The following is a 21,626-nucleotide window of genomic DNA, read 5'->3' on the forward strand; positions in this document are numbered from 1 at the left end:
CAGCACACGTCGGGGAATTCGACGGGAAACCAATTCCGCCCGACCATTTCTCTCCCGGATCAATCCCTCTTCGGCGAGCCCGCGCGCCAGTTCGGCGACCAGGTGCGGATTTCCGCCGGCACCGCCCGCGAAGTCAATCAGCTCGCGGTGCACGTCGACCCCGAGGATCTCGCGCAGGACCTGCTCGTCGCTCCCTCCGCCCCCCGGCTGGGACACCGGCCCCCCGGCGGCGCACACCGGATTTCGTGCTGCGGCTGTCGCCTCGTTCTCCCGCGGCCGTCCCGTTGTCATAATCCCCCCGGAATATGCGCACACAGCTCAAGAAAAGCCTGGACTCGGTCGATGACGCTACCCCACAGCAACCACATTTGCCATCGATCACCGTCGTCGCTCATCATAACTATCCGGCAGGCCCCGGCGCAGCCGTCATATATCAGGCAGCATCCCGCTGATATCGGACTTACCTAAACAATGCCACGATTGGCAGAACTCGCACGCATGACCGAAACAGCCCTCGCCGCGGACCGTCCCGGACCGGCTGGCCGAACGTCCAGCACCATCGTGAACAGGTGAAACAAGCTCCGACCGGAACACGGCGTCACTCCTGCCCGGTCCGGACGCGACCGCTCCCGCGGGCGGTCGACGGCGGCTGGTCACCGCACCGCTCTGCCGACAGAGAAAGCGCAGGATACGGCGCTGACCGGATACCGACAGGTGTACTGCAAATGGAGTACCGCAACCGTGGTAGCGACGTCCAGGAAGTGCCTGCATCCGTACGGCGACACAGAAGTGCCTGTTCACGACCATTAGGTAGAGCGCTTATTGACTTGAGGAGAAGATGATGCCTACCGAGACTCCCCGCACAGACGGAGCTCTGGCGGGATTGGCGCGGTTCTGTTACCGGCGTCGTCGACTGGTGCTCCTGACCTGGATCGTCGGCGTCATCGCCCTGGCGTTCCTGGGCTTCCGCTACGGCGCCGCCCCGGACAACGTCTACTCCGGCGGGGACTCCCATTCCGCACGGGCGCAGGCCCTGATCGAGAAGCACTTCCCCGAGCAGCGGGGCGACACGCTCACCCTGGCCATCAAGGCCGAGCGGGGCATCGACGACCCGGCGGCGCGGCAGAAGATCGAGAAGGTCATCTCCGACCTGGACGCCTCACCGGTGACCGGGCCGATCGTCTCGCCCTACGACGACCGCAACCTGGTCACCGCCGACCGCCGCATCGCCCGGACGACGATCCCGCTGACCTCGATGGACGTGGAGAAGGCCGAGGCCAAGCCACTCGTCGACACGGTCAAGGACGCCTCCGGCGACGGCGTGACGCTGGGGCTGGGCGGCGAGCGGGCGGAGAAGGCGGAGACGCCCCCGCAGGGACCGGCCGAGGCGGTCGGCGTGGTGACCGCCGCGGTGATCCTGTTCCTCGCGTTCGGCTCGCTGGTGGCGATGGGCCTGCCGATCGTCACCGCGCTGCTGGCGGTGCTCGGCGGCGTCGCGCTGATGAAGCTCGTCGGACACCTCGTCCCCTCACCGGACTTCACGGTGCTCATCGCCGTGCTGATCGGCCTCGGCGTCGGCATCGACTACGCGTTGTTCATCCTCACCCGCTTCAAGGACAGCCTGGTGGAGGGGGACGATCCCGAGAGCGCCACGGTCAAGGCCATCACCACCGCCGGTCACGCGGTCCTCTTCGCGGGCACCACCGTGATGATCGCGCTGCTGGGCCTGATCGCCATGGGCCAGAAGATGATGAACGGCGTCGCGCTCGGGGCCTCGGCGACGGTGCTGGTGACGATGATCGCCGCGGTCACGCTGATGCCGGCCTTCCTGGGCTTCGCCGGCTACAAGATCCAGGGTCTGCGCGTACCGCGCCGGGGCCCCCTTCGGCAGGCCGGCTCCGACGCGCCGAAGCAGGAGCGCCGCACGCTCGCGGAACGCTGGGCCGGCGTGGTGCAGCGCCGCCCGGTCATCGCCGCGCTCGGGGCAACCGCCATCCTGCTGGTGCTGACCGCGCCGCTGCTGTCGATGCGGCTGAGCCTGCCCGACGCCAGCGTCCAGCCCCGCGACCGCAGCAGCTACACCTCGTACGAGATCCTGTCCGAGGGCTTCGGCCCCGGCTACGGCGCTCCCCTGATCTTCGCCGCCGAGGTCGGCGACGGAAACAGTGACCTCGGTCCGGTCGTCGCCGCGGTGAGCGGCACCGAGGGCGTGGCGTACGCGACGCCGCCCCGGATCAGCCAGGACGGGCAGGCCGCCGTCTTCATGGCCTTCCCCCGCACCGGCGCCCAGGACGAGGCCACCGCGGACCTGGTGCACAAGCTGCGCGACGACGTGCTCCCCGCGGCGTCCGGCGGCCGCGAGGTCTATCTCGGCGGCCCGAACGCCGGCGCGATCGACCTCGCCGAGGAGACCAGCTCCCGGCTGCCCGTGATGATCACCGTGGTCATCCTGCTGTCCCTGCTGCTGCTCGTCGTGCTGGTGCGGTCGGTCACGATCGCGCTGCAGGCGGCGGTGATGAACCTGCTGTCCATCGGCGCCTCGTTCGGTGTGCTGGTGGCGATCGTGCAGTGGGGTTGGCTCGGGTCCGCCCTCGGCTTCCCCACCTCCATGCCGATCACGACATGGGTGCCGATGATGATGTTCCCGCTGCTGTTCGGCCTCTCCATGGACTACGAGGTCTTCCTGATCTCGCGGATCCGTGAGGAGTACGAGCGCACCGGCGACACCCGCCGTGCCGTGACCCGCGGTCTGGCCCGTACCGCCAAGGTGATCACGGCGGCAGCCGCCATCATGATCGCCGTGTTCACCACCGGCATGCTCGGCCCCGACGTCTCGGTCAAGCAGGTCGGCCTGGGCATGGCGGTGGCGGTGTTCGTCGACGCCACCATCGTCCGGATGATCCTCGTCCCGGCCGTGATGGAGCTGTGCGGCAAGGCCAACTGGTGGATGCCCGGACGGCGGGCGAAGACGGCCCCGGTTCCCCCGGCCGGGGTCGAGGAAGCGGCCCGGATCTGAGCCCTTCCCCCACAGGGTGCGGGGAACCCCTGGACGGGGTTCCCCGCACTCGCTGTCGTCCGGAACCGACGTAGGGTCACGCCATGACCGAGCTGCTCCCTCCCCTCGTGGTCGCCCCGATGGCCGGAGGTCCGTCGAACCCGGCGCTGGTCACCGCCGCCGCCCGGGCCGGCTCGGTCGGCTTCCTCGCCGCCGGCTACCAGACCCCCGAGGCCGTCGAGGACCAGGTACGCGCGACGCGCGCGGCCGGCGTGCCGTACGGGCTCAACATCTTCGTGCCGACCCCGGCCGAGCCGGACCCGGCGCGGGTGGAGGCGTACCGCCGGTTGTTGCTGCCGGAGGCGCAGCGGTACGGGGTGGACCTGCCGACGCCGCGCCGGCACGACGACGACCACTTCGCCGCGAAGGTGGACCTGGCGGTGGCGTACGCGGTCCCGCTCGTGAGCTTCGCGTTCGGCGTACCGCCGGCGGGCGTGGTGCGGGCGCTGCGCGACGCCGGATGCCACGTGCTGATCACCGTCACCTCGGCCGACGAGGCCCGCCGGGCGGTCGCCGCCGGACCGGACGCGCTCGTCGCGCAGGCGGGCACGGCGGGCGGGCACGCCTCGACCACCGATCCGTCCGGCTACCGGCCGCGCGGCGAGGCGCGGGACCTGCTCGCCGCCGTACGGTCGGTCACGGACCTGCCGGTCGTCGTGGCCGGCGGAACCTCGTCCGCCGAGGATGTCGCGGGGCTGCGCGCGGCCGGCGCGGCGGCGGTGCAGAGCGGCACCGCGTTCCTGCTCGCCGACGAGGCCGGCACCCGGCCGGCGCAGCGCGCCGCGATGCTCTCCGGCGACTTCCGCCGGACCGTGGTCACCCGGGCGTTCACCGGTCATCCGGCGCGGGCCCTGGCCAACCGCTTCACCGACGCCTACTCCGCGGCGGCGCCGGTCGCCTATCCGGCGGTGCACCACCTGACCGCGCCGATCCGGGCCGCGGCGGCACGTCTCGGTGACGCCGAGGCGCTGAACCTGTGGGCCGGGACCGGTTTCGCGTCCGCCGTGCCGGGCCCGGCCGCCGACATCGTCGCCCGTTTGACGGGCTGACCGTCCGGCCGGCCGGTCACCGGCGCCGCTGCGGCCCGGTGTCGACAGTGGTCAGGGTGCGGTGGGACCGGCGGCGCCCAGGCCGGCGGGGTTGCTGATGACGCAGCGCCAGGCGCCGTCCGCGCCGCGCCGGAGCACGTCGACGGCGGTGCCCTCGATCCGGATCGGGGTGCCGTCGGGTCCGGTTCCCTCGTGGACGTAGTCGTTGATCACCAGGGCGATGTCGCCGGTGACGTACTGGTGGCGGACGGCCACCTTGATCGGCAGGAAGTGCTGCTCCTCCCGGCTGCGTGCGCGCCTCTGGTCGCCGGTCAGGACCGTGCCGGGGGCGAGGATCAGCAGGGCGTCCGGCTCGTAGAGCTGCTCCAGCTGGTCGAGATCGCGGTTGTTGAACGCGCGCTCGAACAGGGGCAGGAGCGCGGCGGGGTCGGTGGGTGCGGCGGGCGGTTCCGCGGAAGCGTTCGACATGGGCGCAGCACACCCGGACCGGGACGGACCGGTCAACGACGACGGGCCGGTTCTGTCAGGTCGCGGCCCCGGCGGACATCGAGGTGACTAACTAAGATCCGCGCCGTTTGCCGGGCGGGGCGCGGCCGACAGGATGCCCGTAGATGGTCCATGCGATGCCCAGGCGCATCGACTCGTGAGGAGCGTTCCTGTGATCAAGGTGGCAATCATCTTCCACTCCCGCAGCGGCAATACCTACCAGATGGCCGTGGCAGCGGCGGCTGCGGCGGTGAAGGCGGGCGCGGAGGCGCAGCTCTACAAGGTGCCCGACCTGCCCAGCCCGATGGTGCTCGACCACAAGGCGTACGCCGAGCTCAACGCCGAGACCGCGGACGTCCCGGTGGCCACGCTCGCGGACCTGGTCGCGGCGGACGCCATCATGATCGGCACGCCGGTGCACTACGGGCTGCCGGCTCCGCAGATCCTCGACTTCATCGACCACTCCGGACCGGTCGCCATTCCGGGTGACCTGGCGAACAAGGTGGTGTCCGTGTTCGCGTCCGGCTCGATGCCGCACGCCGGGCAGCAGGCGGCCATCCTGGCGCTGCACAACTGCATCTGCCACTGGGGTTCGCTGATCGTCCCGAACGGCTCCAGCGTCGAGGTGCTCGGCCTGCCGAACAACGGCGCGCCGTACGGCACGTGCAGCGTCTCCCGGCACGAGGCGAACAACGTCCACGAGGACAACCTCGCCGCCCTCGAGTACCAGGCGCTGCGGCTGGTCGAGGTGGCCACCGCGTACAAGATCGGCCGCGAGCAGACCACGTCGGCGATCAGGTACGTGGACCGCCGGCTGCTGGCGGAGAAGTTCGGCCTCTGACTCCGACATGAACCGGCCCGCCCGGCGCGGGCCGGTTCGGCGTGTCCGGCCTCAGGTGGCGCCGGCTGCGGCGCGGGCGGTCAGACCGTCGAGCACGTACGCCAGCCCGAGCGCGAAGTTCGTGTCCCAGTCGTCGTCGAGCAGGTGCCGCTGCGCGGCCAGTGTGGGATAGCTGGCGCTGTGCCGCTCCAGCATCAGCTGGCCCTCCCGGCGTTCGGCCGCCGACCACCGCAGCGTGGCCTGGCTGGCCGCGGAGCCCTGGACGTGGCTGTAGAGCACCCAGCTCGCCGCGGTGACGTCCCGGGAGGTGAACCCGGCGCGGGTCAGGGTGGCCTGGAGGAACTCCATCCAGGACAGGAAGCCGGGGCCGACCGCGGGGCGTCGTCGCATCACCGCCGACCACGGGTGCCGCAGCAGCGCGGCACGGCGCTCGGTCAGCAGCGTCGTGACGTCCGCCCGCCAGTCGTCGCCGGGCGGCGGTGGCGGCGTGGCGGCGAACACCGCGTCGACCGCGAGGTCGATCACGTCCTCCTTGGTGTCCACGTGCCAGTAGAGCGTGGTGGTGCCGACGCCGAGGCGGTCGGCGAGGCGGCGCATGGTGAGCTGCCCGACGTCGTCCTCGTCCAGCAGCTCGACCGCGGCGGCGGTGATGCGCTCGACGGTCAGTGGCGGGTCGGGCCGCCCGGCCGACGTCGTCCGCAGCCACAGGCTCCGGCTCCGCTCCGCCATCCCGTCACCCGCCTCGCCCGAAATCTGCCTGTTCCGCCCGTGAGCGTAGTACATTGGTCGGGCACCGAAACGTTGTTCGACTGCTGGACCGTCGTTCGACCCTCGCGCCGACGAAGAGGTGGGGCCAGATGAGACTCGTGGTGTTCGGCGCGAACGGCCCCACCGGCCGGCTGGCCACCGAGCTGGCGATGGCCCGGGGCCACGTCGTCACAGCAGTGACCCGGCGTCCGGAGTCCTTCCCGGTGCGGGGCGAGAACCTGCGGGTGGTGGGCGCCGACGTGCTGGACGCGGCGGCTGTCGACGCCGCCGTCGCCGGCCAGCAGGCGGTGATCTCGACGCTGGGTGTGCCGTACACGAAGGAGACGGTGCGAACCTACTCCGAGGGCGCCGCCAACATGATCGCCGCGATGCGGGCCCACGGCCTGCGCCGGCTGGTCTGCGTGACGTCGACCGGCACCAGCGGCGAGCACGCCGAGGGCGAGACGTTCACGTTCAAGAAGATCATCGCACCGATCCTGCTGCGGATGGGACGCACCGTCTACGAGGACATGGCGCGGATGGAGAAGGTGGTGTCGGAAAGCGGTCTGGACTGGACGGTCATTCGTCCGGCCGGCCTCTTCGACGGTGACGGCGTCACCGACTACCGGGCCGAGCCGCGCCGGCTCCCCGGCCGGTTCACCTCCCGCACCGACCTGGCCGACCTGCTCGTCCGGGAGGCGACCGAGGACCTCCACGTCGGCCAGTTCATCGACGTGGTGACCACCACCGGCGCGCCGACCTTCGCGCAGATGTTCATCCGGGAGGCGCTGCACATCGGCAAGTGACGCCCGCCCGCGGGCCTCCCGGCGACCTGCGCCTCGGCCAACCACTGTGGCCCCGAGGGCGGTGCCGCCAGCACCTCGACCATCCTCGCCGCGGGTTCCAAGCTCGTGTGCATTCGCCGCCGCGCCGCGAGGAGGCAGGATGCTGCTGGACGAGGACCTGACGGATCTGTGTGACGACATCCTGGCCGGGCTGCCGCGCAGCGATCAGCGACGGCGCGGCCGGGAGTACGTCCGCGGGCTGCTGCTGGCCCGGGGACGCAAGTCGATCCGCAACATCGCCGCGATCTCCACGGAACCCGCCGCGGAGCAGGCGCTGCACCATTTCGTCAGCGACTCCACCTGGGACTGGATGCCGGTCCGGCGGGCGCTCGCCCGGCACGTCACGCGGATCAGCGGGGCCCGGACCTGGGTGCTGCACCCGACCCTGATCCGCAAGGCCGGGACGCACTCGGTGGGCGTCGGCCGCCGGTACTCGCCGGGCCTGGGGCAGTCCCTCAACGCGCAGCACGCGGTTGGTCTCTGGGCGGCCTCGACGAGCGTCGTCACGCCGGTCAACTGGCGGCTGCACCTCAACGAGGACTGGTTGTCCGACGAGAAGCGCCGCCGGCGCGCGGCCATTCCGGACGACCTGGTCGCCCAGTCGCTGGGCGCCTGCACCGTCGAGGCGTACCTGGAACTGGGGGCGCCGGCCGGCGAGCTGGTCGTGGTGGACGCGCGGGAGATGGACGTCGAGGCGGTGGTCCGCCGGTTACGGGCCGCTGGAGCGCCGGTGCTGGTCCGGGTGCCCGCCGGCCTGCGGCTGGTCCCGGCCGCCGGCGCCACCGCCGAGCCGGCCGGCGACCTGGCGGCGACCGTACGGCACCAGCGCCGGCCGGTCTTCGGGCTCACGGCGCGCCCGCCGGTGCTGGCCGGCACCGTCGCGGTTCGGCTGCCCAGCACCCGCAGCTACGATCCCCTGCTCCTGGTGGAGCTGAGCGCGCCGGGGCGCGGTGAGCCCGGCCAGCTGTGGCTGACCAGTCGCGGCGACATCGGCCTCGCCGACCTGGTCCGCCGGGCGGCGCTGGTCCGGCGGGTCACCGACGACCTGGAGTCCACCGGCGACCAGGTGGGACTGCGCGACTTCACCGGCCGCTCGTACCGGGGCTGGCACCGCCACGTGACGCTGGCGTCGGCGGCGCACACGGTGCTCGCGACGCACGGCCGGCCGGAGCCGGCCCTGCGGCGCACCTCCTGACGCGCGACGGGCGGGCTCAGCCGGCCTGGAGCAGGGTCATCCCCATGGACATCCCGCCGCCGAATGCGGTGAGCAGCACGAGGTCACCTGCGCGGACCCGGCCGGAGCGGCACAGCTGGTCGTAGGTGATGGGCACCGCGGCGGCGCCGGTGTTGCCGTAGGCGGTGTACGTGCTGGCGACGCGGTCGAAGGGCAGCCCGAGCCGCTCCGCCATCGAGGCGAGGATCCGGCCGTTGGCCTGGTGCGGCACCAGATGCCCGAGCCGGTGCGGCGGCACACCGTGCTCGGCCAGGAACTCGGCGATGCCGGCGACCACGTACGTGTCGATGAACTCGCGTACTCCCCGGCCGTCCATCCGGAAGTGGTGCGAGCCGTCGCGGAGCGTCTGCTCCGAGGCCGGCAGGCGGCTGCCACCGGCCGCCACGCCGATCAGCCCGCGCGCCTCGGCGAAGCTGAGCAGCCGGGTGGCCACGACCCGGTGCGCGCCACCGACCCCGATCACCGCGGCGCCCGCGCCGTCGCCGAACAGCACCACTGTGCGGCGGTCCTGCGGCGACAGGATGCGCGAGTAGACGTCCGCGCCGATCACCAGCGCCGGCCGGTCCCCCGCTGCGGTCACCAGCCGCTCGGCGACCGCGAGCCCGTAGCTGAAGCCGCTGCACACCGCGTTGACGTCGAACGCGGCGGTACCCCGTCCGGCGCCGATCTCGTGGGCGACGACGCTGGCCGTGGGTGGTTGCGGCGAATCCGGCGTCGAGGTGGCCACCACGACGAGCGCCAGGTCGGCCGCGTCGACGCCGGCGTCCGCGAGCGCGACGCGCGCCGCGCCGATCGCCAGGTCGGAGGTCGCCTCGTCCGGCTTGGCCCACCGCCGCTGCCGGATGGCCGTCTTCTCGTACACCCAGTCGCCGGTCACGCCGGCGTGCTCGGCCGCCTCGTCGTTAGTCACCACCCGGCCGGGCAGGTAGGAGCCGGTGCCGAGCACACCGATCGGCCGGTCGCCACGCGAATATGTGAGCATGCGCCAGGTCCATTTCTTCACCAGCCGTCGATCGCGAAAATTGCGATAAGGACGGGCACCGACTTCGCGGCGAATAGTGTCGACGGTCCTCCAGACCAGACCTGTGGTCAATGTATGGCAACCGCAGCGGGCAGGGCAACCGGCGGAGCCGACGTGACATATTCGCCCGCACCGCCTTGGCCGGACGCGATCCGGTCACCACGATGCGGATGTGGACGCCAAACCCGTAAACGGTCCGGCCGGGTCACCGTGGATGGACGCCATCGACGTGCACCATCACATAATTCCCGATTTCTATGCGGCCGAGCTTCGCGAATTGGGCGGTTCCACTGTTCTTTCCGGAGTGGACCGCCCCACGTGGAGCCGGGCGGGCAGCCTCGCCATGATGGATCGGCAGGGCATACGCGCCGCGATCGTCAGCCTGTGGCCGGGCGTACCCCCGCTGGACCGCGCCCGCAGCCGCGCTCTCGCGCGGCGGCTGAACGAGTACCTGGCCGAGTTCGTGGCGGCCGGCGACTGCCGCTTCGGCGCGTTCGCGGTGCTGCCCTTCCCCCACCTCGACGACTGCGTGGCGGAGTTCGTCCACGCCATCGACGTGCTCGGCCTGGACGGGCTCGGGCTGCTCACCAACTACGACGGGCTCTACGTCGGCGACCGCCGGCTCGATCCGCTGCTGGCCGAGGCCGAGCGGCGGCGTACGCCGATCTTCGTGCACCCGGCGGTGCCGCCGGCCACCGGCCAGCCCGCCTTCGGGCTGCCGCTGTCGCTGTACGAGTTCCCGTTCGAGACGGTGCGGCTGGTGGCGCAGCTGCTCTACAACGGCACGCTGGAGCGGTTCCCCGAGCTGCGGATCATCCTGTCGCACGGCGGCGGCGGGGTCAGCTACTACGCCGACCGGCTCACCTATGGCCCGGTCATCAACCGCGATCTCGCCGACCGCCTGCCGGACGATCCTCTCGCCGTGCTCCGCCGCCTCTACTTCGACGTGGCGATGTGCGGCCGGCACGCGCTCGCCTCGCTGCGGCTGTTCGCCGATCCGGAACGGGTCCTGGTGGGCTCCGACTACCCGTTCATGCCGGAGTCCTTCGGCGCCTCGATCGGTGCGGGAGTGGCGCGCCACGCGGACCTCGATCCGGGGTGGTGGGCCGCGGTCAACCGGTCCAACGCGGCGAAGCTGTTCGCCCGTTTTCCCTCGACAGGAGAGTGACCACATGCTCGACGACACGCTTGTCGACGCGTACCTGAACCGCATCGGTGTGGCCCGGCCGGAGCGGCTCGACGCCGAGGCGCTGCGGCTGCTGCACGCGCAGCACGAGCTGACGGTGCCGTTCGAGACCATCGACTACCACCTCGGCAAGGAGATCTTCATCGACGAGCGGGTGGTCGAGAAGATCGTGTACCAGAACCGCGGCGGCGGCTGCGGCGAGATCAACAACGCGTTCCACTACCTGCTGGAGGCGCTGGGCTTCGACGTCACGCTGCACCAGGGCCGGGTCTGGCTCGGGCACGAGTTCACGCCGCCGTACAACCACTCGGTGACCACGGTGCGCATCGGCGAGCAGCGGTGGCTGAGCGACGTCGGCCTGGGTCGCAGCAGCCGCTACCCGCTGCTGCTGGAGTCGCCGCAGCCGCAGGAGGACCCGCACGGCACCTTCTCCACCAAGCGGGTCGCCGACAACGCCACCGACGTCTTCCGGGCCGACGCGCTGCAGTACCGCTTCTACGACGAGCCGGTCGTGGCGGCCGACGGCATGCAGGTGCTGTGGTGGTACCGCACCTCACCGGACTCGCCTTTCCTGCAGAACCTGTCCTGCACGCTGCCGACCGAGAACGGGCGCATCATCCTGCGGGAGAACAAGCTCGTCGTGATCGACGGCGACGAGCGGCGCATCGAGCGGCTCACCAACGACGACGACCTGCTGGCGGCGTACGACAAGTACTTCGGCATCAAGCTGGACGCGCCGCCGAAGCCGAGTCCGCACGTCAAGAAGTCGATGCGCATGTCGTACGAGCGGGACTGAGCCGTGCTGACCGACGAGCAGGTGCGGGGCTACCTGGACCGGATCGGCGCCGCCCGCCCCGCGCGGCCGGACCTGGCGGCGCTGCGCGACCTGCAGGAGCGCCACACGTGCACGGTGCCGTTCGAGAACCTGGACTACCACCTGGGCCACGAGATCTACATGGACGAGCGGGTGCTGGACAAGGTGATCCGCCAGCGCCGCGGCGGCGGCTGCTTCGAGATCAACACCTCGCTGTTCTTCCTGTTGCGGGCGCTGGGTTTCGCGGTGACGCTGCATCAGGGGCGGGTTTGGCTCTCCGGGCGGTTCAACGGCCCGCACAATCATCTGATGCTGACCGTGGACCTGCCCGAGACCGGCTCCCGCTGGCTGGTCGACGTCGGCTTCGGCAAGAACAGCCGGTTCCCGTTCCGGCTCGACGCGGCCGAACCGTACGTGGACCCGCACGGCCGGTTCGCCACCCGGCGGGTCGAGCCGGGGGTCGTCGACGTGTACCGCAACGACGCGCTGCAGTACCGGTTCTACGACGAGCCGGCCGACCTGGCCGACTTCCGGCAGAACCTGTGGTGGTACCGCACCTGCCCGGACTCGCCGTTCCTGCGCAACATGTTCTGCACGCTGCCCACCGCCGACGGCCGGGTCACGCTCCAGGGTGACGTGCTGACGGTCATCGCCGGCGACCGCCGGAGCGTCGAGACGCTCACCGACGACGACGCGCTGCTGGAGGCGTACCGGCGGTGGTTCGGGATCGTCCTGGACAAGCCGCCGACGCCGAGCCCGTACGCGGACCAGTCGTCGCGCATGGCGTTCTTCCAGAACGACGACGGCGGGCCGGCCCGCCGATGACGACAGTGCGGGCCGCCTACGTCGACCGGCTGGGCCCGGCCACCGAGATCCGGTACGGCGAGTTGCCCGCGCCCCGACCCGGCCCCACCGACGTGCTGGTCGACACGCTCGCCACCACCGTCAACCACGTCGACACGTTCGTGCGGGCCGGCACGTACCGTACGCCGGTCCCACTGCCGTTCGTGGTGGGCCGGGACGTGGTGGGCGTGGTCGCGCACGCCGGTGACGGCGTGGCCGGCTTCCGCCCCGGCGACCGGGTCTGGTGCAACAGCCTGGGCCACGGCGGACGTCAGGGCGCGGCCGCCGAGCAGGTGGTGGTGCCCGCGGACCGGCTGTACCCGCTACCGGCGGCGGCCTCGGTGGAGGCGGTCACCGTGCTGCACCCGGCCGCCACCGCCTACCTGGCGCTGGCGGTGCACGGCCGCATGCGCCCCGGTGAGACGGTGGTGGTGGGCGGTGGCGGCGGCAACGTCGGCTCCGCGTTGATCACGACGGCGACGGCGCTCGGCGCGCGCGTGGTCGCCACCGCGGCGCCCCGGGACGAGGCGTTCTGCCGGGCCGCCGGCGCGGTCGAGGTGGTCGACTACGCCGCACCGGATCTCGGTGACCGGCTCGCCGCGTCCTGCCCGGAGGGCGTCCACGTCTACCTGGACACCTCCGGCACCAACGACCTGGACCTGGCGGTCGGGCAACTCGCCGTACGGGGGCGGATCGTGCTGCTCGCGGGCGCGCGGACCCGTCCGGCGCTGCCCGCCGGTGAGCTGTACACGAACGACAGGTCGATAGTCGGTTTCGTCATCTCGCTCGCCACGACCGCGGAACTGGCGGAGGCGGCCGGTTTCATCAACCGGCTGCTCGCGGCCGGCCGGCTGCGCCCGCGCGAGGTGGTGCGGCTTCCGCTGTCCGCGATGCGGGAGGCGCACCGGATGGTGGAGGACGGCGAGATGCGCGGGCGGCGGGCCCTGGTCGTCCCGGACGGCGCGGCGTCACAGCTCGGTGAGCAGGCGGTGCAGGCGTAGCGCGAGCTGGATCTCCAGCGCCTGTGCCGGGAGTTGCCAGGTCGGGCCGAGCAGGCGCTTCACCCGGTCCAGCCGCCGGGTGACCGTGTTCGGGTGCATGTGCAGCAGCTCCGCCGCGTTGGTCGGGCTGCGGCCGGCCTCGAAGTACGCGTCGAGCGTGCGGGCGAGGTCGCCGTCGCGGTGCCGGTCGTAGTCGAGCACCGGCTGGAGGGTGGCGTCGATGAACTGGTCGATGCCCTCCCGGCCGGCCAGCAGCATCGGCAGGAAACCCAGCTCCCGTACCGACACGCCGCGACCGGCCAGCTCCATTGAGATCATGACGTCGAGGCAGCGCAGCGCCTGCCGGTAGCGCACCGCCACCCGCTCCGGCCCGGAACCGCTGTCGGACGCCGCGGCCGTCACCGGGCGGCCGAAGAGCGCGCCCGACTCCTCCGCCGCCGTCCGGGCGATCTCGGCCGGGTCGGCCTCCCCCGGCAGCAGCAGCACGATGTCGTCGTCGTGCAGCGCGGACAGACCGTCACCCCGGGCGGCGAACGCCGCGCTCCACATCGACGCCCAGTGCGGGCTGACCCCGTCCGGGCGCAACACCACCACGACGTACGGCCGGTCCAGCCGCACGCCCAGCCGCCGGGCCCGTCCGACAAGCGTGCCGGTGGGCTGCGGCGTGGTGATCAGCTCGTTGAGCAGGGCACGGCGGGCCTGGCTCTCCCGGCTGTCGTCGAGCTGGCGCAGGATCACCGCCGCCGCCTGGGCGATCAGGAGCAGGAGCTGCCCGTCCGGGTCGGCGAGCGGGCTGTCCATCTCCAGCAGCAGGTCTCCCATCCGCCGGTCGCCGGCCAGCACCGGGACGACCATGCGGCGGCCGTCCGGCACGCCCGGCTCCGGTCCGGCGGCGGCGGACCGGCTCGCGGCGACCACCAGACCGTCGTCGGTGCACAGCCGCACCGACGCGCCGAGACGCCGGTCGGCCTCCACCACGAAGGCGCGCGCGTCGCCGCGGGCCACGGCCAGGTCGATGAAGCCGTAGTGCGCGGAGCGCAGCGCCCGCATCCGGTCCAGGTCGGCGGCGGTACGGGCGGACTGCTGCTCCAGCCCGTAGAGCCGGGCGATCGCGACGTCCAGCAGTTGCGTCTTCTCCATCGCCGCGCCCGCGAGCCGGGCGAACGAGGTCAACTGGACGCGCTCCCCCTCGGTGACCGTCCGGGGGCGCCGGTCGGCGAGGTACAGCGCGGCGACGGACCGGCGGGGGGCGTATCCGCGCAGGTGGCCCAGACGTACCGCGACCACCGCGTGCAGTGCGCCGTCCTCGTGCGGCCCGGACGTCGCCGGGGCGGATTCCGCGTCACCGCACCACAGCGGTGATCCGTCCAGCAGCGCCGCGCCGGAGGGATGGTGACCGGGCAGGTCCAGCCGGCCGTCCTCGTGGGGGCCGTCCGCCGCCCGTACCGTGATCGTCGGTCCGTCCTCGGACACGACGGCGACGAAGGCGGCCGGCGCGTCGAGCAGCCGACGGCCCTGCCGAGCGATGTCCCGCAGCAGACCGCCTTCGTCGTGCGGCACCCCGGCGTCGTCGGCGGAGCCGGGCACGGCGGCGCCTTGTTCCGTGCTCCCCCCCATGACTCTTCCCGTGTCCGTAGTCGCGTCGCGGATCTGCGCCGGATTATAGGCGCCCCGGCCACGAAAGACGTCGAACCTGATGAATCAGAGTCGAACACTTTGACCCTTCGGGAAGCCGATAACGACGATTCTCCGCATGGCCGAAACCGATACCACCACGCCACTGTTCGAATCGCAGGCGGAAATCGTCGTCGACGCCACTCCGGACGAGGTCTACGCGCTCGTCAGTGACCTTCCCCGGTGCCGGGAGTGGAGCACCGAGTGCACCGGAGGCGAGTGGATCAGCGGCCGTCCCGGCGCCGCCGGGGCGGTGTTCCGCGGCCACAACGTCCGCGGCGAGGACGTCGTCGCCTGGGCGCCGGTCGTCCGCGGCGTCTGGACCACGGAGTCGCAAGTGCACACCGCGATCCCCGGCGTCGAGTTCAGCTGGGCCATGCGGGACAGCCGGGGGCGCGCCCAGAGCAGCGTGTGGGCCTTCCGGATGAGCCCCGAGGGCGCCGGCTGCCGCCTGACGCACCACTTCCGGATGGACGAGCCCACCGAGGGCATCCGCAAGATCACCCGAGACATGGACGACGACGAGCGCCGGCGTTTCGTCACCGAATGGGGCGCCAAGGTCGGCGCCGATCTGCACGAGACGCTGCGCCGACTCAAGTCGATCATCGAGACCGAACGGTAGGAGCCGGACATGTTGCTGCAGACGATCGCCAATCGCGGCATCCGACTGGGCACACTCTTCGACCGGGCCGCGGCCCGGCACCCGGACAACAGCATCACCCTCGACCACGACCTCGACGTGGCGCCGGAACTCGGCCGGCGGCTCACCGTCGGCGCGGTCGCCGGCCTGGTCGCCGACCTGGCCGCCCGCCTGCACGCCGCCGGCGTACGACCGGGCGACCGCGTGGTGGTCCACAAGTCGCACAACTTCGACATCACGCTGAGCGCGTGCGCGCTGGCCCGGATCGGGGCCGTGCCGGTGCTGCTCTCCCCCCACCTCGACGCCACCACGGTGCTGCACCTGATCCGCCGGGCCGGCCGGCCGTACCTGCTGACCGACCGCGCCACCCTCGACGGAGAACTGGCGGACACCGTGTTCCCGGCGGTCGCCGGGGTGCTGCTCGCCTCCGGAGAGCATCCGTCGGCCACGTCGCTGCGCGCCCTGACCGGTGTGCCGAGCGTCCCGCCGATCGTCATGTCCCCCGACCATCCCACCCTGGTCACCCACACCTCCGGCACCACCGGGCTGCCGAAGCTGGCCGTGCACACCGGACGGACGCTGCAGGCGCGCTACCGCCCGCAGGCGTCGGTCGCCGCGCTGGTGCGCCGCCGCTGCCCGGTCGCCATCCACGTCTCGTTCGTGCACTCGCGCCTGTTCACCGCGCTGGCGATCACGATGCTGCGCGGCTTCCCGCTGCTGGTGCTCGCCGACAACGACCCGGACCAGGCCACCGACCTGTTCCTCACCCATCGTCCGGGCGTGCTGGAGACCCACCCCAACTCGTTCCTGCGGTGGGAGCGGCTGGCCGACGACCCGCGCGCGCCGCTGGCCACCGTGCGCTACTTCAGCAGCACCTTCGACGCCATCCACCCGCGCACGGTCCGGCGCATGCTCGGGGCCTCCGCGCATCCCAAGCCGGTGTTCGGCCAGCTGTACGGGCAGAGCGAGGTCGGCCCGGTCGCGGCCCGCGCGTTCACCCGCCGCCGGCCCGAGGACGCCGACGGGCGCTGCGTCGGCATGCCGTTCCCCGGCATGACCGACATCCGGGTGGTCAGCCGCAACGGACGCCCGCCCACCCGCGACAACCCCGGCTACATCGAGGTACGCACCGACGGGCGCATCGTCACCTACCTCGGCGAGCAGCAGCGGTACGAGGGTCAGCGCCACGGATCGTGGTGGCGGATGGGCGACCTGGGCTACCGCACCCGGCTGGGCTGCCTGCACCTGCTCGACCGCGAGGTCGACGAGATCGACGGGTTCGGCAGCACGCTGGCGGTCGAGGACATGCTCTTCACCCGGCTGGACGAACTCGTCGAGGTGATCATCCTGCCGGCGCCGGACGGGCCGCCCGTGCCGGTGATCTGCACCAGCGAGGACCTGCCGATCGACATCGACCGCTGGGCCGGCGCGGTCGCCACGCTGCCGCCGATGGCCCGTCCGGTGCAGCGGCGCCTGGCGGATCTCCCGCAGACCGCCACCACCAAGATCAAACGGTTGGAGTTGGCCCGGCAGCTGCTCGACCGGAACAGCGCGGCCGGATGAGCACCCGGACGCCCGTACGCGTGGTCGTGGCCGGGGGCGGCATCGGCGGGCTCGCCACGGCGCTGGCGGTCGCGGCGCACGGCCATCACGTGACGGTCCTGGAACGCCAGCCCGAGTTCACCGAGCTGGGCGCGGGCATCCAGCTCGCCCCCAACGGCCTGTACGCGCTGGACGCGCTCGGTGTGGGACCGCAGGTGCGGGCCACCGCGGTCGCCATGGCGGAACTGCGGTTCATGGACGGCGTGACCGGCGCCCACGTCACCAGCATGCCGTTGACCGAGCGGTACCAGCGCCGGTTCGGCAGCCCGTACGTGGTGGTGCACCGCGCCGAGTTGCACCACCGGCTGCTCGACGCCGCCCGGCGGCTGCCCCGGATCACGCTGCGCCCGGCCGCCTCGGTGGCCGGCTACCACCAGAGCGCCGCCGATGCCGCTGTGCGCCTGGACTCCGGCGAACGGATCCCCGCCGACATGGTGATCGGCGCCGACGGCATCCACTCCCGCATCCGCCGCCAGCTCGTCGGCGACGGCGAGCCGCGCAACTCCGGCATCACCGCGTACCGCGCCATAGTCCCCATGTCCCAGGTGCCGGCCCGGGTACGCCGGGACGCGGTCACCTGGTGGGCCGGACCGGACTGCCACTTCGTGCACTACCCGATCAGCGGCGGGGCGTACCTGAACATGGCCGCCAGTCACGCCGACGGCGCGCCCACGCTGTTCGCCGGCCGGCCCACCGACGGCGCACTGGTCCGGGCCGCGATGTCGCGCCTCGGCGCGGTCGGTGACCTGCTGCGCCTCAGCGACGAGTGGCGGGCCTGGGTGCTCGTCGACCGGCCGCCCGTCGACGACTGGGCCGACGGCCGGGTCGCCCTGCTCGGCGACGCCGCGCACCCCATGCTGCACTACGCCGCGCAGGGGGCCTGCCAGGCGCTGGAGGACGCGGTGGTGCTCGGCGACCTGCTCGGCGACGGCGCCGAGCCGGTGCCCGAGGTGCTCCGCCGCTACGTCGCGCAACGGCGGGAGCGGACCGCCGCGGTGCAGGCCGTCTCCCGCGACAGCATCCGGCTCTGGCACGCCGCCGGGGACGCGGCGACGGCCCGCAACCGGGCGCTCGCCGCGATGACGCCGCAGGAGCTGCACACGGCGGTGGCCTGGATGCACGCCGCCCGGGTGCGCGGCGAGCGCCCGAGCGAGGCCGTGCGATGACAGGCCCGCGGCATCTGCGGATCTGCATCGTCGGCGCGGGCCCGCGCGGACTGTCCGTCCTGGAGCGGCTCTGCGCCCAGGAACGGCACGACCGGGCCTGCGCCAGCCTCACCGTGCACGTGGTGGACCCCGCCGCGCCCGGCGCCGGCGCGGTGTGGCGCACCGACCAGTCCCGGCTGCTGCTGACGAACACCGTCGCCTCACAGATCACCGTCTACACCGATCCGAGCTGCCGGCTGGCCGGGCCGATCGAGCCCGGGCCGAGCCTGTACGAGTGGGCCCGGAGCGTGGCGTCGGCGGGCCCGTGGGGCGCGCTCGACCCCGACGTGCTCGACGAGGCGCGCGCCCTCGGCCCCGACGACTATCCGACCCGGGCGTTCTACGGCCACTACCTGCGGGACAGCTTCCGCCGGATCGTGCGCCGCGCGCCGCCGCACGTCTCGATCCGGTGCCACCGCTCCCGCGCGGTGGCCAGCGCCGACACGTCGGGCGTGCCGGGCGGTCCGCAGGGCGTACGGCTGGCCGACGGCACCCGGCTGCACCACCTGGACGCCGTGGTGCTGGCCCTGGGACACGCCGCCGCCCGGCTGGATCCCCGGCAGGCACGCACGGCGAGCCTGTCCCGGGTGCACGGACTCACCTATCTCCCCCAGGCCAACCCCGCCGACGTCGACCTCGGCCACATCCCGGCGGGCGCGCCGGTGCTGCTGCGCGGGCTGGGCCTGACGTTCTTCGACCACCTGATCCTGCTCACCGTCGGCCGCGGCGGCAGCTTCACCGAGGAGGGCGGACGACTGCGGTACCGGCCCAGCGGCGCCGAACCGAGGTTGTCCGCCAGTTCCCGCCGGGGCATCCCGGCGCACGCCCGGGGCGACAACCAGAAGGGTGTGACCGGCCGGCACCTGCCCCGGCTGCTGACCGCGCAGGCCGTGGCGCGGCTGCGCGCCCGCCGCGCCCGCGGCGAGTCGATCCGGTTCCGCCGCGACGTGTGGCCGCTGATCGCCGCCGAGGTGGAGAGCGTCTACTACGCGACGCTGCTGCGCCGCACCGGGCACGCCGGCCTGGCCGAGAGTTTCACCGTGCGCTACCTCGCGACCCCCGCCGAGCGGCGGCCGGCGCTGCTCGACGAGTACCCGATACCGCCGGCGCGGCGCTGGGACTGGGACCGGCTGGCCCACCCGTACCGCGGGCGCGAGTTCCGCGACCGGGACGACTTCCGCGCCTGGGCGCTGGACCACCTGGCCCGGGACGTTGCGCACGCGCGGGCCGGCAACGTCGACGGGCCGCTCAAGGCAGCGCTGGACGTCCTGCGTGACCTGCGCAACGAGATCCGCCTGGCGGTCGATCACGGCGGGATCGACGGCGACTCGTACCGCGACGAGCTGACCGGCTGGTTCACCCCGTTCAACGCGTTCCTCTCGATCGGCCCGCCGGCCCGGCGCATCGAGGAGACGATCGCGTTGATCGAAGCCGGTGTGCTGGAACTGACCGGGCCGGACACCCAGATCGTCATCGACACCGAGACACCCGCGTTCGAAGCGACGTCCCGGACCGTGCCCGGTCCCCCGGTCCGCGCCGGCGTCCTCATCGAGGCGCGGCTGCCGGAACCCGACCTGCGCGGCACCGCCGACCCGTTGCTGCGCCACATGCTCGACACCGAACAGTGCCGGCCGTACCGGATCCCCTACGACGGCGGCACGTACGAGACAGGAGGACTCGCCGTGACCGAACGTCCCTACCGGGTCGTCGACGCCCAGGATCAGCCGCACCCGCGCCGGTTCGCGTTCGGTGTGCCCACCGAGTCGGTGCACTGGGTGACGGCGGCCGGCATCCGGCCGGGCAACGACTCGGTGATCCTGGCCGACGCCGACGCGATCGCCGCCGAGGTGCGCTCGCTCGCGCCGGCCGGACATGCGGTGGCCGACCGCGCGGCCTCCGGGCCGGCCCGCTTCCCGGGGGTGATCGTGTGATCGACACGCTGGAGGTGGCGGTGGACAGCGGCCTGCTCTCACCGGTGCGCGCCGGCACGAGCATCGAGCCGGTGGTCGGCGACCGGGCCTGGTTGCAGGCCATGCTGGACGCCGAGGCGGCGCTCGCCCGGGCCCAGGCGCGGCTGGGCACGCTGCCCGTCCAGGCCGCTGCGGTGATCACCCGGACCGCCCGGGCCGAGCTGTTCGACCTGCGGGGCGTCGCGATGGCGTCCCGGGACACCGCGAACCCGGTGGTGGCGCTTGTGGCCCAGCTGACCCGCGCGGTCGCCGAGCTGGACCCGGCCTCCGCCGAGTACGTCCACCGTGGCTCCACCAGCCAGGACATCCTGGACACCGCGGCGATGACAGTCGCGCACCGGGCGCTCACCGTCATCGACGACCACCTCGCCGCCGCCGTCGACGCGCTCGCCGGGCTGGCGCTGACCCACCGCGACCTGCCGATGGCCGGGCGGACGCTGGCCCTGCACGCCGCCCCCACCACGTTCGGGCTGAAGGCGGCCGGCTGGCACCAGTTGCTGTGCGACGCCCGGGTGCGGCTGTGCCGGGTACGCGACCAGGGCCTGCCGGTGTCGCTCGGCGGCGCGGCCGGCACGCTGGCCGGCTATCTGGAGTACGCGGCGCTGGACGGCGCGGCCGAGCCGGACCCCGGCTACGTGGACCGCCTCGTGGCGGCGTTCGCCGAGGAGACCGGCCTGAGCCGGCCTGCGTTGCCCTGGCACACGCTGCGTACGCCGCTGGCCGACCTCGCCGCGGTGCTCGCGTTCGTGACGGGCGCGCTCGGCAAGATCGCCGTCGACGTGCTCTCGCTGGCGCGCAGCGAGGTGGGCGAGGTGGCCGAGCCGGCGGCCAGCGGGCGCGGCGCCTCCTCCGCGATGCCGCACAAGCGGAACCCGGTCCTCGCCACGCTGATCCGCAGCGCCGCGCTCCAGGTGCCGCCGCTGGCGGCCGGGCTCACCCAGGCGCTGCTCAGCGAGGACGAGCGGTCCGCCGGCGTGTGGCACGCCGAGTGGCTGCTGCTGCGCGAGTGCCTGCGGCTCACCGGCGGCGCCGCGGAGGCGGCCGTGACGCTGACGCGGGGGCTCGTGGTGCGCCCGGAGCGGATGGCGGCCAACCTGGCGCTGACCCGGGGCCAGCTCACCTCCGAACGGGTCGCCGCCCGGCTCACCCCCGTCGTCGGCCGGGACCGGATCAAGGAGGTGCTGACCCGGGCCGCCGCGGAGGCCGACGCGACCGACCGCGCCCTGTACGACGTCCTGGCGGAGACGCCGGAGCTGCGCGGCCGCTACACCGCCGAGGAACTGGCCCGGATCGGTGATCCGGCCGGCTACCTCGGCGCGGCGGGCACGCTCGTGGACGGCGCGGTCGTCGCCCGGGCGGAGCCGGCCCGGCGCTGACCGCTGGTCCCCGCGCGCACGGGCCGCGGTCGGACGC

18 protein-coding genes are annotated in these 21,626 nt (G+C 72.9%); 14 read left to right on the plus strand and 4 right to left on the minus strand.

Going from position 1 to position 21,626, the window contains the following annotated elements:
• Positions 1-916 precede the first annotated feature (916 nt).
• Positions 917-3,016, plus strand: a complete 2,100-nt coding sequence (locus tag J3R08_RS19855) for an MMPL family transporter (RefSeq protein WP_197494845.1) — start codon at positions 917-919, stop codon at positions 3,014-3,016.
• An 83-nt stretch (positions 3,017-3,099) separates the two neighbouring features.
• Positions 3,100-4,104: a nitronate monooxygenase family protein gene (locus J3R08_RS19860; RefSeq protein WP_209962404.1), complete on the plus strand. Its 1,005-nt coding sequence runs from the start codon at positions 3,100-3,102 to the stop codon at positions 4,102-4,104.
• Between the two features lie 51 nt (positions 4,105-4,155).
• Here the strand turns inward: J3R08_RS19860 and J3R08_RS19865 are convergent, their stop codons facing one another.
• Positions 4,156-4,572: a DUF4440 domain-containing protein gene (locus tag J3R08_RS19865; RefSeq protein ID WP_064445531.1), complete on the minus strand. Its 417-nt coding sequence runs from the start codon at positions 4,570-4,572 to the stop codon at positions 4,156-4,158.
• A gap of 190 nt (positions 4,573-4,762) precedes the next feature.
• On the opposite strand from J3R08_RS19865, the gene J3R08_RS19870 reads away from it, so the two are divergent.
• Complete coding sequence (locus tag J3R08_RS19870) at positions 4,763-5,431, plus strand: NAD(P)H-dependent oxidoreductase (RefSeq protein WP_064445530.1); 669 nt, start codon at positions 4,763-4,765, stop codon at positions 5,429-5,431.
• Between the two features lie 51 nt (positions 5,432-5,482).
• Here the strand turns inward: J3R08_RS19870 and J3R08_RS19875 are convergent, their stop codons facing one another.
• Positions 5,483-6,160, minus strand: a complete 678-nt coding sequence (locus J3R08_RS19875; RefSeq protein WP_064445529.1) for a TetR/AcrR family transcriptional regulator — start codon at positions 6,158-6,160, stop codon at positions 5,483-5,485.
• Positions 6,161-6,288: 128 nt separating this feature from the next.
• Between J3R08_RS19875 and J3R08_RS19880 the strand changes: the two genes are divergently transcribed.
• Together J3R08_RS19880 and J3R08_RS19885 are read left to right on the plus strand one after the other, a co-directional pair.
• On the plus strand, positions 6,289-6,984 hold the full coding sequence (locus J3R08_RS19880) for an NAD(P)-dependent oxidoreductase (protein WP_043323041.1): 696 nt from the start codon (positions 6,289-6,291) through the stop codon (positions 6,982-6,984).
• Between the two features lie 139 nt (positions 6,985-7,123).
• On the plus strand, positions 7,124-8,218 hold the full coding sequence (locus J3R08_RS19885) for a transposase (protein WP_209962406.1): 1,095 nt from the start codon (positions 7,124-7,126) through the stop codon (positions 8,216-8,218).
• A gap of 16 nt (positions 8,219-8,234) precedes the next feature.
• Here the strand turns inward: J3R08_RS19885 and J3R08_RS19890 are convergent, their stop codons facing one another.
• Positions 8,235-9,239: a 3-oxoacyl-ACP synthase III family protein gene (locus J3R08_RS19890; RefSeq protein ID WP_043323037.1), complete on the minus strand. Its 1,005-nt coding sequence runs from the start codon at positions 9,237-9,239 to the stop codon at positions 8,235-8,237.
• Positions 9,240-9,492: 253 nt separating this feature from the next.
• On the opposite strand from J3R08_RS19890, the gene J3R08_RS19895 reads away from it, so the two are divergent.
• The 4 genes from J3R08_RS19895 to J3R08_RS19910 are packed head-to-tail and all read left to right on the plus strand — an operon-like array spanning position 9,493 to position 13,122.
• Positions 9,493-10,446, plus strand: a complete 954-nt coding sequence (locus tag J3R08_RS19895; protein WP_245254775.1) for an amidohydrolase family protein — start codon at positions 9,493-9,495, stop codon at positions 10,444-10,446.
• A 4-nt stretch (positions 10,447-10,450) separates the two neighbouring features.
• Positions 10,451-11,260 carry an arylamine N-acetyltransferase gene (locus J3R08_RS19900; RefSeq protein ID WP_209962410.1) on the plus strand — a complete coding sequence of 270 codons (810 nt, stop codon included), beginning with the start codon at positions 10,451-10,453 and terminating at the stop codon, positions 11,258-11,260.
• Between the two features lie 3 nt (positions 11,261-11,263).
• Positions 11,264-12,103 carry an arylamine N-acetyltransferase gene (locus tag J3R08_RS19905; protein WP_209962411.1) on the plus strand — a complete coding sequence of 280 codons (840 nt, stop codon included), beginning with the start codon at positions 11,264-11,266 and terminating at the stop codon, positions 12,101-12,103.
• The gene (locus J3R08_RS19910) at positions 12,100-13,122 is read left to right on the plus strand and encodes an alcohol dehydrogenase catalytic domain-containing protein (protein ID WP_244205980.1); all 1,023 of its coding nucleotides are present in this window, start codon (positions 12,100-12,102) and stop codon (positions 13,120-13,122) included. Before J3R08_RS19905 ends, J3R08_RS19910 begins: the two co-directional genes overlap by 4 nt.
• Here J3R08_RS19910 and J3R08_RS19915 read toward each other — a convergent pair.
• The gene (locus J3R08_RS19915; protein WP_209962413.1) at positions 13,090-14,739 is read right to left on the minus strand and encodes a helix-turn-helix domain-containing protein; all 1,650 of its coding nucleotides are present in this window, start codon (positions 14,737-14,739) and stop codon (positions 13,090-13,092) included. The two genes, J3R08_RS19910 and J3R08_RS19915, sit on opposite strands and share 33 nt — an antisense overlap.
• Positions 14,740-14,875: 136 nt before the next feature.
• Here J3R08_RS19915 and J3R08_RS19920 point away from each other — a divergent pair, with 136 nt between their 5' ends.
• The 5 genes from J3R08_RS19920 to J3R08_RS19940 are packed head-to-tail and all read left to right on the plus strand — an operon-like array spanning position 14,876 to position 21,589.
• Positions 14,876-15,418: an SRPBCC family protein gene (locus J3R08_RS19920; RefSeq protein ID WP_064445522.1), complete on the plus strand. Its 543-nt coding sequence runs from the start codon at positions 14,876-14,878 to the stop codon at positions 15,416-15,418.
• A 9-nt stretch (positions 15,419-15,427) separates the two neighbouring features.
• Positions 15,428-16,999, plus strand: coding sequence for a class I adenylate-forming enzyme family protein (locus J3R08_RS19925; protein WP_209962415.1), 1,572 nt, complete (start codon positions 15,428-15,430; stop codon positions 16,997-16,999).
• Positions 16,996-18,204: an FAD-dependent monooxygenase gene (locus tag J3R08_RS19930; protein WP_209962417.1), complete on the plus strand. Its 1,209-nt coding sequence runs from the start codon at positions 16,996-16,998 to the stop codon at positions 18,202-18,204. Before J3R08_RS19925 ends, J3R08_RS19930 begins: the two co-directional genes overlap by 4 nt.
• Positions 18,201-20,174 (plus strand): FAD/NAD(P)-binding domain-containing protein, encoded by a 1,974-nt coding sequence (locus tag J3R08_RS19935; protein WP_064445519.1) that lies wholly within the window; start codon positions 18,201-18,203, stop codon positions 20,172-20,174. The genes J3R08_RS19930 and J3R08_RS19935 overlap by 4 nt, the downstream gene beginning before the upstream one ends.
• Complete coding sequence (locus J3R08_RS19940; protein WP_043323016.1) at positions 20,171-21,589, plus strand: adenylosuccinate lyase family protein; 1,419 nt, start codon at positions 20,171-20,173, stop codon at positions 21,587-21,589. Before J3R08_RS19935 ends, J3R08_RS19940 begins: the two co-directional genes overlap by 4 nt.
• Positions 21,590-21,626 lie beyond the last annotated feature (37 nt).

The sequence above is a fragment of the Micromonospora sp. HB375 genome, assembly GCF_017872985.1.
In the GTDB taxonomy this organism is placed as follows: Bacteria; Actinomycetota; Actinomycetes; order Mycobacteriales; family Micromonosporaceae; genus Micromonospora; species Micromonospora chalcea.

Excerpts from the sequence above, each read along its gene's own strand:
- J3R08_RS19915 (WP_209962413.1), bottom strand. The coding sequence starts at position 14,739 with ATGGGGGGGAGCACGGAACAAGGCGCCGCCGTGCCCGGCTCCGCCGAC.
- J3R08_RS19885 (WP_209962406.1), top strand. The coding sequence starts at position 7,124 with ATGCTGCTGGACGAGGACCTGACGGATCTGTGTGACGACATCCTGGCC.
- J3R08_RS19895 (WP_245254775.1), top strand. The coding sequence starts at position 9,493 with ATGGACGCCATCGACGTGCACCATCACATAATTCCCGATTTCTATGCG.
- J3R08_RS19865 (WP_064445531.1), bottom strand. The coding sequence starts at position 4,572 with ATGTCGAACGCTTCCGCGGAACCGCCCGCCGCACCCACCGACCCCGCC.
- J3R08_RS19930 (WP_209962417.1), top strand. The coding sequence starts at position 16,996 with ATGAGCACCCGGACGCCCGTACGCGTGGTCGTGGCCGGGGGCGGCATC.
- J3R08_RS19910 (WP_244205980.1), top strand. The coding sequence starts at position 12,100 with ATGACGACAGTGCGGGCCGCCTACGTCGACCGGCTGGGCCCGGCCACC.
- J3R08_RS19920 (WP_064445522.1), top strand. The coding sequence starts at position 14,876 with ATGGCCGAAACCGATACCACCACGCCACTGTTCGAATCGCAGGCGGAA.
- J3R08_RS19900 (WP_209962410.1), top strand. The coding sequence starts at position 10,451 with ATGCTCGACGACACGCTTGTCGACGCGTACCTGAACCGCATCGGTGTG.
- J3R08_RS19875 (WP_064445529.1), bottom strand. The coding sequence starts at position 6,160 with ATGGCGGAGCGGAGCCGGAGCCTGTGGCTGCGGACGACGTCGGCCGGG.
- J3R08_RS19860 (WP_209962404.1), top strand. The coding sequence starts at position 3,100 with ATGACCGAGCTGCTCCCTCCCCTCGTGGTCGCCCCGATGGCCGGAGGT.
- J3R08_RS19880 (WP_043323041.1), top strand. The coding sequence starts at position 6,289 with ATGAGACTCGTGGTGTTCGGCGCGAACGGCCCCACCGGCCGGCTGGCC.
- J3R08_RS19935 (WP_064445519.1), top strand. The coding sequence starts at position 18,201 with ATGACAGGCCCGCGGCATCTGCGGATCTGCATCGTCGGCGCGGGCCCG.
- J3R08_RS19890 (WP_043323037.1), bottom strand. The coding sequence starts at position 9,239 with ATGCTCACATATTCGCGTGGCGACCGGCCGATCGGTGTGCTCGGCACC.
- J3R08_RS19925 (WP_209962415.1), top strand. The coding sequence starts at position 15,428 with ATGTTGCTGCAGACGATCGCCAATCGCGGCATCCGACTGGGCACACTC.